The 13,007-nt window shown below is 63.7% G+C and carries 13 protein-coding genes; 8 read left to right on the top strand and 5 right to left on the bottom strand.

Annotation, left to right across the window (positions count from 1 at the left end):
- Together ABI213_RS12355 and ABI213_RS12350 are read left to right on the top strand one after the other, a co-directional pair.
- Positions 1–898: biotin synthase (locus ABI213_RS12355; protein WP_348027305.1), on the top strand; the 898-nt coding region annotated here is incomplete at its 5' end.
- Positions 891–2,381 (top strand): UdgX family uracil-DNA binding protein, encoded by a 1,491-nt coding sequence (locus tag ABI213_RS12350; protein WP_348005374.1) that lies wholly within the window; start codon positions 891–893, stop codon positions 2,379–2,381. The genes ABI213_RS12355 and ABI213_RS12350, both read left to right, overlap by 8 nt.
- Positions 2,382–2,443: 62 nt before the next feature.
- Here the strand turns inward: ABI213_RS12350 and ABI213_RS12345 are convergent, their stop codons facing one another.
- Together ABI213_RS12345 and ABI213_RS12340 are read right to left on the bottom strand one after the other, a co-directional pair.
- Positions 2,444–3,373: an NAD(P)-dependent oxidoreductase gene (locus ABI213_RS12345; protein ID WP_348005375.1), complete on the bottom strand. Its 930-nt coding sequence runs from the start codon at positions 3,371–3,373 to the stop codon at positions 2,444–2,446.
- 9 nt (positions 3,374–3,382) lie between these two features.
- A complete protein-coding gene (locus ABI213_RS12340; protein ID WP_348005376.1) occupies positions 3,383–4,366 on the bottom strand; it encodes an aldo/keto reductase in 984 nt (327 codons plus the stop codon).
- A 243-nt stretch (positions 4,367–4,609) separates the two neighbouring features.
- On the opposite strand from ABI213_RS12340, the gene ABI213_RS12335 reads away from it, so the two are divergent.
- The 5 genes from ABI213_RS12335 to ABI213_RS12315 all read left to right on the top strand — a co-directional run bounded on the left by ABI213_RS12335 (position 4,610) and on the right by ABI213_RS12315 (position 9,539).
- Positions 4,610–5,308 carry a gluconate 2-dehydrogenase subunit 3 family protein gene (locus tag ABI213_RS12335; RefSeq protein WP_348027303.1) on the top strand — a complete coding sequence of 233 codons (699 nt, stop codon included), beginning with the start codon at positions 4,610–4,612 and terminating at the stop codon, positions 5,306–5,308.
- 9 nt (positions 5,309–5,317) lie between these two features.
- Complete coding sequence (locus ABI213_RS12330; protein WP_348027301.1) at positions 5,318–7,099, top strand: GMC family oxidoreductase; 1,782 nt, start codon at positions 5,318–5,320, stop codon at positions 7,097–7,099.
- Positions 7,099–8,481: a cytochrome c gene (locus tag ABI213_RS12325; RefSeq protein ID WP_348027299.1), complete on the top strand. Its 1,383-nt coding sequence runs from the start codon at positions 7,099–7,101 to the stop codon at positions 8,479–8,481. The genes ABI213_RS12330 and ABI213_RS12325 overlap by 1 nt, the downstream gene beginning before the upstream one ends.
- A gap of 301 nt (positions 8,482–8,782) precedes the next feature.
- Entirely contained in the window at positions 8,783–9,157 is a 375-nt protein-coding gene (locus ABI213_RS12320; protein ID WP_348027297.1) for a TraR/DksA C4-type zinc finger protein, read from the top strand.
- Between the two features lies 1 nt (position 9,158).
- Positions 9,159–9,539: a hypothetical protein gene (locus tag ABI213_RS12315; protein WP_348005381.1), complete on the top strand. Its 381-nt coding sequence runs from the start codon at positions 9,159–9,161 to the stop codon at positions 9,537–9,539.
- Between the two features lie 27 nt (positions 9,540–9,566).
- Here the strand turns inward: ABI213_RS12315 and ABI213_RS12310 are convergent, their stop codons facing one another.
- Complete coding sequence (locus ABI213_RS12310) at positions 9,567–10,313, bottom strand: SDR family oxidoreductase (protein WP_348005382.1); 747 nt, start codon at positions 10,311–10,313, stop codon at positions 9,567–9,569.
- A gap of 101 nt (positions 10,314–10,414) precedes the next feature.
- On the opposite strand from ABI213_RS12310, the gene ABI213_RS12305 reads away from it, so the two are divergent.
- Complete coding sequence (locus ABI213_RS12305) at positions 10,415–11,320, top strand: AraC family transcriptional regulator (RefSeq protein WP_348027295.1); 906 nt, start codon at positions 10,415–10,417, stop codon at positions 11,318–11,320.
- A gap of 503 nt (positions 11,321–11,823) precedes the next feature.
- Here the strand turns inward: ABI213_RS12305 and ABI213_RS12300 are convergent.
- Both ABI213_RS12300 and ABI213_RS12295 read right to left on the bottom strand, forming a co-directional pair.
- Positions 11,824–12,696 (bottom strand): hypothetical protein, encoded by an 873-nt coding sequence (locus ABI213_RS12300; protein ID WP_348027293.1) that lies wholly within the window; start codon positions 12,694–12,696, stop codon positions 11,824–11,826.
- Positions 12,693–13,007 (bottom strand): hypothetical protein (locus ABI213_RS12295; protein WP_348027291.1); only part of this gene is annotated, 315 nt, incomplete at its 5' end. The genes ABI213_RS12295 and ABI213_RS12300, both read right to left, overlap by 4 nt.

Genomic DNA, 13,007 nt, shown 5'->3' with positions numbered 1-13,007 from the left:
GGCCCGCGTGCTGCGCGAAGAGCACGACTTTCGCGGCTACATCCACCTCAAAACCATCCCCGAAGCCAGTGAGGAGCTGCTGGCCCGCGCGGGCCGCTATGCCGACCGGCTCAGCATCAATGTCGAGCTGCCCACCGTCGAGGGCCTGCAGGTCTTGGCACCCGAAAAAGACGGCCAGGCGATCCGCCGCTCCATGGCGCGGCTGCGCATCCACATCGACGACGCCAAGGCCGGTGCCACGCCGCCGCCCGCCACCTCGCAGCCCCGCGTGGCCCCCAAGCGGGCCCGCGCGCCACGCTTTGCACCGGCCGGGCAAAGCACCCAAATGATCGTGGGCGCCGATGCCTCGGACGACCGCAGCATCCTGACCACCAGCGCCACGCTGTACGGGGCCTACCAGCTCCGGCGCGTGTACTACTCGGCCTTCAGCCCCATCCCCGACGCGGCGCGCGGGCTGCCGCTGACCGCGCCGCCGCTGGTGCGGGAGCACCGGCTGTACCAGGCCGACTGGCTGATGCGCTTCTACGGCTTTGCGCACGATGAAATCGTCGGCGCCAGCGACGGCATGCTGGCGCTGGACATAGACCCCAAACTGGCCTGGGCGCTGGCGCACCGCGAGCGCTTCCCGGTGGACCTGAACCGCGCCCCGCGCGAGATGCTGTTGCGCGTGCCCGGCCTGGGCGTCACCTCGGTAAAGCGCCTGCTCGAAGCCCGCCGCACGCGTACTTTGCGCGTGGACGATCTGTCGCGGCTGAAGGTACCGCTGAAGAACGTGCTGCCCTTCATCAGCGTGCCCGGCGCGGCGCGCAACGGGCTGGACGACGCCGACCTGGCGGCTAGGCTGCGGCCACCACCGGTACAGCGCTCGCTGTTCGATCTGCCGCTGCCCCATGGCTGACGCGCACACCGTGCAACTGGCCAGCGAAGACGATGTGCCGGGCTTCCGGGCGGCGGCGCGGCGCTTGCTGGCACAGGGCGTGGAACCCGGACGCATCAGCTGGCACGTGACCGGCGCGGCCGAGGGCGATTTGTTTGCACAGAGCCCGGCGCAAGAAAACCCACCTAACCCAGAGGCTGCCGCCAGCCCGGTGCTGAAACTGCCAGCGTTCTTCGTCACCCTGTGCAATCGCACGGCGCTGCACGCGGACCCGGCCCGTTTCGGCCTGCTCTACCGGCTGGCCTGGCGGCTGCTGCGCGAACCGGGCCTGCGCCACGACCCGCTGGACCCGGACAGGATGCAAGCCGAGCAAATGGCCCGCGTGGTGCGGCGCGACATGCACAAGATGACGGCTTTTGTGCGCTTTAGGCCGCTAGCCGCGCCTACCGACGATGGCTGGGGTGTCACCCATGTGGCCTGGTTCGAGCCCGGGCACCACATCGTCGAGGCCACCGCGCCCTTTTTTGCGCGGCGCTTTGCGCAGATGCCCTGGGCCATCTTGACGCCCGAGCGCAGCGCCCGCTGGAACGGCCAGCAGCTGGCGTTTGGCCCCGGCGCTCAGAAATCCGATGCACCACCGGCCGACGCGAACGAGCGGCTCTGGCTCACCTATTACGAAAACATCTTCAACCCGGCGCGACTCAAGCTGGCAATGATGCACAAGGAGATGCCGCGCCGTTATTGGAAGAACCTGCCCGAGGCCGTGCTGATCCAGCCGCTGGCGGCGCTGGCGGCCCAGCGCAGCGGCCAGATGGTCGAGCAAGGCGCCAGCGAACCGGCGCACCGCCGACCCGCCGCGTCCATAGCGCTGCGTCTCGACCAGCGCCCAGAGGTGGTCGAAGCACCCGGCACGCTGGCCGCGCTGCGCCAGGCCACCGAGCGCTGCCGCGCCTGCGCCATCGGCCAGTTCGCCACGCAGGCGGTGCACGGTGAAGGCCCGGTGCATGCGCCGCTGATGCTGGTCGGCGAGCAGCCGGGCGACCAGGAGGATCTGCATGGTCGCCCCTTCGTCGGCCCGGCGGGCCAACTGTTGGACCGGGCGCTGGTGCAGCTCGGCCTGCCGCGCGCGGCGCTGTACCTGACGAATGCGGTGAAACACTTCAAGTTCGAACCGCGCGGCAAACGGCGCATCCACAAGACCGCCGCGCAGCAAGAGGCCGCCGCCTGCCTGGACTGGCTGGAACACGAGATTGCTTTGGTGCGGCCCGCGGTGGCCGTGGCGCTGGGCAGCACCGCCGCCCGCGCCCTGGTAGGCCGGCCGGTGGCCGTGGCCAGCGAACGTGGCCAGTGGCTGCAGCGGGACGACGGCCTGCGCGTGCTGGTCACGCTGCACCCGGCTGCGCTGCTGCGCATGGACAGCCATGGCTTTGACGCTGCGTTTGCCGCTTGGCTGGATGACCTGCAGAAGGCGGCGGATGTCAGCCTTGAAGTACAGAATTTATAAAAAATAGGCCGCCAGCGCAGGCAGCACCTGCGCTGGCAGCTATTTATTCAATAGCAATTACGCTAGGGCTTATCCGCAGCAGGCACGGCAGCTTTTGGCGCCAGATCCACGCCGCTGAGCTTGCCGATGATCTCCGGCAGCATGGGCACATACGACTGCCCAGCGCCGCCACCCACCGCCAGTGCAAACGAATTTTTCACCGCATTGCCCAGCGGATTGGCCACGCCCGCGGCATCGGCCATGGACTCCAGATAGCGCAGGTCCTTGAAGGCGTTTTGCAGCGTGAACTTGTGCGCCTCTTTGTTGCCGTCCAGCGTGTAGCCCATAAAGGTCTGGTAGAAGCCGCAGTCCATGCGGCCACCGCGCAGCACCGCATCCACCCGCTGCGGCGTGATGCCCACCGCCTGCGCCACGGCCATGGCTTCCGCGTACAGCGCGGCGTAACCCAGCGAGACGAAGTTGTTCACCAGCTTCATGCGGTGCCCGTCGCCCGGGCCGCCGATGTGCACCACCTTGCCAGCCCAGGTGGCCAGGATCGGCTGGATACGGTCAAAGCTAGCCTGGTCGGCGCCGACCATGGTGTCCAGCGTGCCCGCCCAGGCTTCCTTGGGCGTGCGGCTCAGCGGCGCGTCGACCAGCGTGATGCCCAGCGGCGCCAGCTCGGCCGCCAGCGCCACGGTGGAGGTCGGGTCGGCGGTGGAGCAATCCACCAGCACCGAACCGGGGCGCAAGCTGCTGGCCAGGCCGTTGGGCCCGCGGATCAGCGCCTCCACGTCCTTGGAGCCGGTCACACACAAAAACACCACCGTGGCCTGCGCAGCCAGCGCCTGCGGCGAGTCGGCCCGGGTGGCACCGCGCTGCAGCAGGTCGGCTACCGCGTCGGAGTCGCTGCGGGCGTAGACCGTTAACGGATAGCCTTTGTCCACGATGTTCTTGGCCATGCCGTGGCCCATCAGGCCCAGGCCGATGAAGCCGATGTGTTCGGTTGCCATGCTTGTCCCTTACCAGCGCTGGTGCACCAGGGGCTTGGCGAAGCGCTCGTACACCGCGGCCAGGGCCTGCATGGTGCTGTCGCTCAAGGCGGGCAAGTCGGCGGCAGCCACGTTGTCGGCCACCTGCGTGGCGCGCTTGCCGCCGGGGATGCTGCAGGTAACCGCCGGGTGCATCTGGATCCAGCGCAGCGCCATTTGCGCCATGCTCATGCCTTCGGGCACCAGGGGGCGCATGGCTTCCACCGCTTGCAGGCCTACGGCGTAGTCCAGGCCCGAGAAGGTTTCGCCCTTGTCAAAGGCCGCGCCGTCGCGGTTGAACAGGCGGTGGTCGTCGGCTTCAAAGTGGCTGTCGGCGGTCATCTTGCCGCTGAGCAAACCGCTGGACAGCGGCAGCCGCGCCAAAATGCCCACGCCGCGCTTTTGGGTCTCGGCAAACAGCAAATCGGCCGGGCGCTGGCGAAACAGGTTGTAGATGATCTGCACGGTCTGCACGCCGGGGAAGGCGATGGCTTTCAGCGCCTCTTCCACCTTCTCTACGCTCACACCGTAGTGGCGCAGCTTGCCGGCTTTTTGCAGGTCGTCCAGCACGCCAAACACTTCGGGCATGTAGTACACGTCGGTGGGTGGGCAGTGCAGTTGCAGCAGGTCCAGCGCGTCGGTGTTCAGGTTGGTCAGGCTGCGTTCTACAAACGCGGTGAGGTTTTCGCGGTTGTAGCCGCCTGCCACGTGCGGGCTGAGGCGGCGGCCGGCCTTGGTCGCTATGTAGAAGGGTTCGCTGCGTTCGCGTTTCAGCTGGGCCAACAGGCGTTCGCTGCGGCCATCGCCATACACGTCGGCGCTGTCAAAGAAGTTCACGCCCAGGTCCAGCGCGCGGTGCAGTGCGCCCATGGATTCGGCATCGCTGACCTCGCCCCAGGTGCCACCAATGGCCCAGGCGCCGAAGCTCACGGTTGATATGTTCCAGCCGGTACGGCCAAGCGGGCGGTATTGCATTGCGTGTGTCTCTTTCGTTTTGGGACGGCAAGTATCGCACCGCAGGCGAATTAGTGCAGCGGGTCAACAATATAAGAGAAAAAGGCCACCAGCGCAGGCAGTACCTGCACTGGCAGCTATTTTATAAATAGCAAGTAAAGCTGCGCGCGTATGTGCGCTAGCGCACAGACCGGCCTTCTGCGCCAAATCTACATTGACCCAATAAGACATGGGTTCCCCCGCCCCACCGCACCAGGAGAAGGTATGAAGACGATAGGCATTTCGCCCTCGCGGCGCAGTTTTTTGCGCGGCGCAGCCAAGACCGGCCCGGCCATCGTGGCCCTGGGCAGCGCATTCGGTTTGACGGCCTCGGGCGCGGCCGACAGCAGTGCCACCCGCTACAGCCCCGGCTATTTCAATGCGACCGAATGGACCTTGCTATCGGCCCTGGTGGCACGGCTGATTCCTGCAGACGGTGAAGGCCCAGGCGCGGTCGAAGCGGGCGTGCCCGAGTTCATCGACCGGCAAATGGGCCAGCCCTACGGCTATGGCGCGCTGTGGTTCATGCAGGCCCCGTTTGTACCCACCGCCGCCGAAGAATTTGGCTACCAGCTGGCGCAAAGCCCGCGCGATCTGTACCGCCAAGGGCTGGCAGCGCTGGCGCAGGCGGTGCAGCAGCAACACGGCAAGCCCTTCCCCGAACTGGCCGCAGCCGACCAAGACGCAGTGCTGACCGCGCTGGAAGCCGGCACGCTGGCACTGAGCGGGGTGCCGACCAAAGTCTTCTTTTCGCAGCTGCTGACCAACACCCGCGAAGGCTACTTTTGCGACCCCAAGCACGGCGGCAACAAGAACATGGCGGCCTGGAAAATGATCGGCTTCCCAGGTGCCCGCGGCGACTACATCGACTGGGTAGACCAGTACGCCACCAAGTACCCGCTGCCACCGGTATCCAGTTCTTAAAGGCCCGACATGAGCGATGCAGTAAAAAAACCCGCCGTCGATGTGGTCATCGTCGGCTTTGGCTGGACCGGCGCCATCATGGCCAAAGAGCTCACCGAGGCGGGCCTGAAAGTCGTAGCGCTGGAGCGTGGCCCCTACCGCGACACCTACCCCGACGGCATCTACCCCACCACCTTGGACGAGCTGACTTTTGTGCAGCGCGGCAAGCTGTTCCAGGACATGGCCAAAAGCTCGTTCACCTTCCGCCACGGTGTGGCCGATGTAGCGGTGCCGTACCGGCAGATTGGGGCCTTCAAGCCGGGCGAAGGCGTGGGCGGAGCGGGCCTGCATTGGTCCGGCCAGCACTGGCGCGTCACCCCCGAAGAGCTGCAAATCAAAACCCATTACACCCAGCGCTACGGCAAGGGCTTCATCCCCGAGGGCATGACGATCCAGGACTTTGGCGTGACGTATGCCGAGCTGGAGCCGCATTTCGATTTTGTCGAAAAAGTCTTTGGCACCTCGGGCCGCGCCTACAAGGTGAAGGGCCAGGTGGTGGGCGAAGGCAATGTGTTTGAGGCGGACCGCTCCGACCACTTTCCGCTGCCACCGCAAAAAGTACCCTACACCGCCAGCCTGTTCATGAAAGCGGCCAAAGAAGTCGGCCTGCACCCGTTCATCGGCGCGTCGTCCAACGCCTCGGGCCCGTACACCAACCCCTACGGCTGCCAGATGGGGCCGTGCAATTTTTGCGGCTTTTGCTCGGGCTTTGCCTGCTACAACTACTCCAAGGCCTCGCCGAATGTGAACATCATGCCGGCGCTGCGGCTGGTGGCGAACTTCGAGCTGCGTGCCGATGCCAACGTGCTGCGCATCAACCTGGATACCAGCGGCAAGCGCGCCACCGGCGTCACCTACGTAGACAGCGCGGGCAAGCAATTTGAGCAACCGGCCGACCTGGTGATTGCCAGCACTTTTGCGTACAACAACGCCCGGCTTTTTTTGCTGTCGGGCATCGGCAAGCCCTACGACCCGGTGAGCGGCACGGGCGTGGTGGGCCGCAACATCGCCTACCAGATGATGTCCACGGTGCAAATGTTCTTCCCCCCCGGCACCAACACCAACCCTTTCATCGGCGCGGGCGGCACCGGCGTGGCGGTAGACGACTACAACTCTGACCACTTCGACCACGGCCCGCTGGGCTTTGTGGGCGGCGCGCCGGCCTGGTGCAACCCGGCGGGTGTGAAACCGATAGGCGGCATTCCGGTGCCCAGCGACACGCCCAACTGGGGCGCAGGCTGGAAGAAAGCCGTCAAAGACAACTACCTCAACACCGTGTCCTTCGACGTGCACGGTGCCAACATGGTCTACCGCGACTGCTATGTCGATCTGGACCCGACCTACACCGACCACTACGGCCAGGCGCTGATGCGCTTCACCTTCGACTGGAAAGACAACGACATCAAGATGAGCCGCTACGTCACCGGCGAGATGCTGAAGGTCGCCAAGGCCATGAACCCGCAGTCCATCAAGGTCAGCCAGAAAAACATCGGCGACCACCTGGACCTGCGCGCCTACCAAACCACCCACTGGGCCGGTGGCGTGGCCATGGGCACCGACCGCAGCACCAGCGTGCTGAACCGCTATCTGCAAAGCTGGGACGTACCGAACGTGTTTGCCGTCGGCTCCGGCGTGTTCCCGGTCGGCATTGGCTACAACCCGACCGGCCTGGCCACCGCACTGACCTACTGGGCCGCCAAGGCGATCCGCGAGCAGTACCTGAAAGACCCCCGCCCGCTGGTGGACGCATGATGGCCCGCCCCATCCTGCTCCACACCGCCGCGCTGGCTTTGGCCTGCATCGCTGGCAACGCGCTGGCCGAGGGCACAGCACCTGTCAATGCAGAGTTAGTCGCCAAAGGTGCCTACCTCGCCCGCGCGGGCGACTGCGTGGCCTGCCACACCGCTCCCCAGGGCAAGCCGTTTGCCGGTGGCCTGGCGATGTCCACGCCCATCGGTGCTGTCTATTCGACCAACATCACGCCCGACAAAACCCATGGCATCGGCGACTGGAGCTATGACGACTTCGCCAAGCTCATGCGCACCGGCGTGACCAAGGCGGGCTACACCGTCTACCCGGCCATGCCCTACCCGTCTTTCTCGCGCCTGGGCGATGACGATCTGCACGCCCTGTACGCCTACTTCACGCAAGGCGTGCAGCCCGACCCCACGCCGAACAAAAAGGCCGACATCCCCTGGCCGCTGTCCATGCGCTTCCCGCTGGCGCTGTGGCGCATGGCTTTCGCGCCCACACCCACGCCCGCCACAGTGCCCGCCGATGCCCAGCCCACGCTGCTGCGCGGTGCCTACCTGGTGCAGGGCCTGGGCCATTGCGGTGCCTGCCACACGGCGCGCGGCGTGGCGTTTCAAGAGAAAGCGCTGACCGCCGACAACAACACCACCTACCTGGCCGGTGGTGCCCCCATCGACGGCTGGCCCGTGCCCTCGCTGCGCAACACCCACGGCGGTGGCCTGGCGCAGTGGAGCAAGGAAGACATCGTGGAATTCCTGCAGACCGGGCGCAACCCGCGCAGCGCGTCTTTCGGCGGCATGAACGATGTGGTGGCCCATTCCACCCAGTACCTGAGCGAGACCGACCTGGGCAGCATCGCGCTGTTTCTGAAGTCGCTGCCCGACGGCAGCAGCGTACCGCCGCCCTATGTGCCCGACCCCAAGGTCGGCCAAGACCTGCACGCGGGTATCGTCAATGGCCGGGGTGCGCAGGTCTACCTGGACCGCTGCGCCGGTTGCCACCGCTCCGACGGCCAGGGCAACGGCAAAGCCTTCCCGGCCCTCGCAGGCAATGCCGTGCTGCAGACCAGCGACCCCACGTCAGGCATCAAGATCGTGCTGTCCGGCAGCGCCGTGCCCAGCACCATGAAAGCACCGTCGGCGCTGACCATGGCGCCGTACGCGGGTCTGCTGAGTGACGACGACATCGCCCAAGTCGTCAGCTTCATCCAGACCAGCTGGGGCAACCACGGCGGACCGGCCACGGCCAGCCAGGTGGCGACGCTACGTAAAAGCTCACCGCCACTGCAGCCGATGACGGCGGCGGCGTTTGCGGCAGGGCGTGTGGTGCCGACTCCGCTGGTGCCGCAGGCGGGGGCGAGTGCGGCGGTGGGTAAGCCGTAGAAATTTAAGGAAAATCGGGCTCTGGTGCAGGTACGACCTGCGGCAGCAGCTACTTTTCCGATAGCAAAATCAGGTTTGCTTCAGCGCGCCATACCGCCTCGACTATCGGTCTGCCAGCAGCTTCCACGTCGCCTTCACCCGCCATGTCGGCCTGCCGTCAGGGCGCTGTGCCCGTGAGCAGACCAGGGGCTGAGTTTGGATAGTGAGGTGCTGCAGACCGCCTCCTTAGCTGACCGTCCATTGATCTGCATCAGTGCCCAGCCCTTGCGCCAAGACCATGATGCAAACACAGGAGAACACCATGCAGCACACCCACCTCAGTACAGAACAGCGCCACAGGATTGGCCAAGCCTTGCAAGCCCGGCGGCTAGCGCTGCAACGCGACTTGGCGCAACACAACAACGGCTTGTCCCGCGTCGACCACGCCCAGGAAGCCCTGGCCCAGGGCAGCGACGACTTCCCGCAGAACGCGGGCGAGCGCGAGGTGGACATGGCCTTGACCGACATGGACGTGCAAGAGCTGGCCGCCATCACCCGGGCCGAACAACACCTGCAAGACGTGAACTTTGGCATCTGCGTGGACTGCGCGCAGACCATCCCCTTCGAACGCCTATGCGTAGAGCCCCAATCTCTGCGTTGCGTGGCCTGTGCCTCGAATTTTGAAAGGAAACTTTGATATGCCTCTATTCCACGCCGTCGTCCTGACCGACCACCAATCCGCCCTGGTAGTGCAATTCGATGCCGAGCAGGTGCTGCCGCAGCGCATCCAGGCCCACAAGCACCAGACGGCCCAGCACAACAGCGCGGTACGCACAGAGCACGAATTCTTCGGCGAGGTCTGCGACGCGCTGGCTGGCGTGCAGCAGGTCCTGGTCACCGGCTCGCACACCGCCACCGCCGACTTCAAGCACTACGCCGAAAAGCACCGCCCCCTCTTCGCTCCGCAGATCGTCGGCTACGAAGTGGTGGACCACCCGACCGAGAACCAGCTGGTGGCGATGGCCCGCAAGGTATTTGAAAAACACAATCTGATGGCGGGCATCCCGAACGCCAATTGAGCGCTCAATAGCAGAACCATATTTGCTTCAGCGCGCTTCGGCCAGAGCCACGGCGTCGGCGCCTGCAGGCAAACGTAGCGGGCATGCCGGGTCGGTCGCCGCGCGCCATACCGCCTCGGCCACATCCGATGCATGGGTAACGGCTGACGACGACTGGCCCATCGCGCTGAAAACGCTTTGCGCAAAGTCGGCATACGGCTGCGCAAAGCCGCCCTGCATGCGCGGCTGGGCGTTCTTGCTGAACGGGGTTTCTGGCGAGCGGCCAGGCAGCACCAGGTGCACCCGAACATTGAACGGTGCCAGTTCCAACGCCAGCGACTCGGTGAAAGCGTTAACCGCTGCCTTGCTGGCGGAGTAGACGGACAGCAGAGGCAGCGGCTTTAGCGTGACGCTAGACGACACGTTGACGATGACACCCGAGCGGCGCTGCCTGAATTGCGCCAACACCGCCTGGGTCACCATGAAAGTGCCAAAAGTGTTGGCCTCAAAGATTTCGCGGTTGAGCGCCATGTCGCTGGTTTCCACAACACCCAGCAGGCCGATACCTGCGTTGTTGACCAGCACGTCGATAGGCCCTGCGGCCTGGATGGCTTGGCGAATGCTCTGCGCATCGGTCACATCGAGCGCGATCACCTGCAGGCGGTCGGAGCGGGGAAGAATGTCTTCGCGCGGTGTGCGCATCGTGGCAATAACGCGCCAATCGCGCTCCAGAAAGTACTTGGCAGTCTCAAGGCCAAAGCCCGAAGAACATCCGGTGATCAAAACGGTTTGCATGGTGAATCCTTGTGTAAGTGGTTGCGATGTAGAGAAGATACGGCGTACAGGCCGGACTTACTACCGCAGATAGTCCACTTCTATTGTTTAATAGTCCAATCATGCAAGACCCTCTTACCCAAGTCGTCACGCTGCTCCAGCCCGCAGCCCAGTTCTCCAAGACCGTCAGCGGCGCGGGTGCCTGGACGGTCCGCCGTTCTGAGGCCGGTCGGCCCTTCTATTGCGCCATCCTGGAAGGCACATGCCGCCTGGAAGTCGATGGCCGGGAAGCGACCACACTGTTGGCCGAAGACTTTGTGCTGATTCCATCCGCCTACGGTTTCACCATGTCCGGCCTGGATCCCGCCGTGGCAGCTGGGAATGACCCCCTGGCCACCAGCGTGCGAGACGGTGAAACACGGCATGGCCTGCAAGACGGCCCGCCCGACGTTCGCCTGCTGGTCGGCTATTGCAGCTTCGGCTCGCCAGATGCCGCCACGCTGACGGCCTTGCTGCCCGAACTCGTCCATGTACGCGGCGAGCGCCGGCTGGCAACCCTGGTGCAGCTGGTGACGGATGAGTCGCGTGCAACGCGGCCCGCCCGCGAGGTCATCCTGGCGCGGCTGCTCGAAGTGCTGTTCATCGAAGCGCTGCGCTCCACGGCGGCAACGGCAAGCTCTGCCGGTCTGCTGCGCGGGCTGTCCGACGCACGGCTGGCAGCAGCGATCCGGCAGATGCACGACAGCCCAGACCGTTCCTGGACGGTCGCCCAACTGGCCAAGGAAGCCGCATTGTCTCGCTCGACCTTCTTTGCAAGGTTCAGCCGCGCGGTCGGTGTCGCCCCGATGGAATACCTGCTGGCCTGGCGCATGGCCATCGCCAAGAGCCTGCTGCGGCACCAGGGCTCGGACATTACCGATGTCGCGCAGCGGGTCGGTTACCGGTCTGCCAGCACCTTCAACGTTGCGTTTACCCGCCATGTAGGCCTGCCGCCAGGGCGCTATGTGCGGGAGCAGACCAGGGGCTGAGTTTGGAGAGTGAGTTGGCTGGGGGTCGCTACTGGCGCGGTGCAGTCCCGACGTGATCTGCGGCAGCGCCGCGCCCAGCACTTTGACCGCGCTGTCGGCGCTGACGATGGAACCGTAAACTCGCCTGCTGAGCGATGACGAGATTGTCCAAGTCGCCAGCTCCTTCCAGACCAGTTGGGGCAACCACGGCGGCCCGGCCACGGCCAGCCAGGTGGTCACACTGCGAAAAAGCTCACCGGCGCTGCAGCCGATGACGGCGGCTGCGTTTGCGGCGGGGCATGTGGTGCCTAGCCCGCTGGTACCGATGGTGGGGGCTAGCGGGGCAATGGGCAAGCCGTAGAAATCCAAGGGAAATCGGGCTCTAGCGCAGGTAGGACCTGCGCCAGCAGCTATTTTTTCAATAGCAAACGATATTTAGTCAGGCAACAGTACTGCAGCAAGATGCATCGTCGTAATTCAGGACGTTTTATTTTTGGAAGATGCTGGCTGTCGTCGATTTGGGCTCAAGCCGCTAGTCGCTCTTTATTAGATACGTGTTCCGCCGCATCCACTGGAGACGAAAGCATCAGTACTCTTACTTCACCCTTGTCAGCCATCGCTTCGATCTTATAACTGGCTGCTCTTTGTACAGGGTCATTTTTAGCGCCGACCATCAGCAATTCAAAAATATTTGGTCGTTCTTCGTCTAGCAATCCAAGTGCTTTTTTAGGTTTTTTCATCATGCGACGTAGCACTTGAAGCTCAAGAAGTTTTCCACATGCACGCTCCGTGTTTTGCTCGCTAGATCGGGCGCTCGTCGGCAGTTGAACGAAATAGCATGCGAAGTTTTGCCCCAAGAAATCGACTTTGAGCGGTAGGGTTTGATCACCAAGCGGAATGGTCCGGTTGAAGCGTTTTTCAAGATGCTTCGTATTAACGTCACGCCGAACCACTGTCTTGACTTTCTCCACAATGCCCTGAGAACGCACGGACTCGGTAATTTCGTAACTGGCGAGCAAAGTCCCTAGGCTGCTATGAAGTTCAATTCCTTGTCCTAGTGCAGACTCTGCATTTTTTGCACTGAAAGGTGACACGCGCGCAAGGTTGGCTCCTTCAAACGGTGGAACCCACTCATCGACGGATCCGGTAGACGTCCAATGCTGTGCCAACGATGAGCAGAGTGCCAACGCTATTTCATACAGTGCCATCCCAGCATTCCCGAAAGCATGCTCCATCTTTCGCTTGTCAAGCGAGCATCTAGTTAACACTTCTCCATCGTTCAAACGAATCACCACTCCAGCGCAAAGGCGCTCAAGCGAAACAAGCTTTGGAGAAAATTCAATAATCGCACGCTGCCCCGAAATCCTGCCCATAAGACGACCGACAGCACCGATCATTGGGGAGGAAGTTGTGGATGGCCCAAACGGGAGCATAGTAATTTGTGGGTAACGATGAGACGGCAAGTTATGAACTCTATCAACATGGCTTGTTGCTCTGCAGTTTGCCAGCGCTTGATATCAGCACATGAAACGGCCTCCGTTACGCTCAAGTGGGCCGCGGCATCTCTGACCCAAATAAGCACTTTCTCTAGGTGAAGAGACCGGTCGACAAGCGAAAATTCATTCAGGATAGTGCCCAGGGCGTTGGTGATAGAACTTTCAGTCAGCTCTGCCAGTGAATACAATTCACGCGCTCTCCCGTGAAACGC

Origin of the sequence: Rhodoferax sp. (genome assembly GCF_039922535.1) — a bacterium.
Classification (GTDB): Bacteria; Pseudomonadota; Gammaproteobacteria; order Burkholderiales; family Burkholderiaceae_C; genus Rhodoferax_B.
Note: the sequence above shows the minus strand (reverse complement) of the source record. Positions and strands in the feature narration are given on the sequence as shown.

Bases quoted from the DNA above. Each gene is read 5' to 3' on its own strand.
- ABI213_RS12300 (WP_348027293.1), bottom strand. From the start codon at position 12,696: ATGATCGGTGCTGTCGGTCGTCTTATGGGCAGGATTTCGGGGCAGCGT.
- ABI213_RS12310 (WP_348005382.1), bottom strand. From the start codon at position 10,313: ATGCAAACCGTTTTGATCACCGGATGTTCTTCGGGCTTTGGCCTTGAG.
- ABI213_RS12305 (WP_348027295.1), top strand. From the start codon at position 10,415: ATGCAAGACCCTCTTACCCAAGTCGTCACGCTGCTCCAGCCCGCAGCC.
- ABI213_RS12350 (WP_348005374.1), top strand. From the start codon at position 891: ATGGCTGACGCGCACACCGTGCAACTGGCCAGCGAAGACGATGTGCCG.
- ABI213_RS12345 (WP_348005375.1), bottom strand. From the start codon at position 3,373: ATGGCAACCGAACACATCGGCTTCATCGGCCTGGGCCTGATGGGCCAC.
- ABI213_RS12315 (WP_348005381.1), top strand. From the start codon at position 9,159: ATGCCTCTATTCCACGCCGTCGTCCTGACCGACCACCAATCCGCCCTG.
- ABI213_RS12340 (WP_348005376.1), bottom strand. From the start codon at position 4,366: ATGCAATACCGCCCGCTTGGCCGTACCGGCTGGAACATATCAACCGTG.
- ABI213_RS12335 (WP_348027303.1), top strand. From the start codon at position 4,610: ATGAAGACGATAGGCATTTCGCCCTCGCGGCGCAGTTTTTTGCGCGGC.
- ABI213_RS12330 (WP_348027301.1), top strand. From the start codon at position 5,318: ATGAGCGATGCAGTAAAAAAACCCGCCGTCGATGTGGTCATCGTCGGC.
- ABI213_RS12325 (WP_348027299.1), top strand. From the start codon at position 7,099: ATGGCCCGCCCCATCCTGCTCCACACCGCCGCGCTGGCTTTGGCCTGC.
- ABI213_RS12320 (WP_348027297.1), top strand. From the start codon at position 8,783: ATGCAGCACACCCACCTCAGTACAGAACAGCGCCACAGGATTGGCCAA.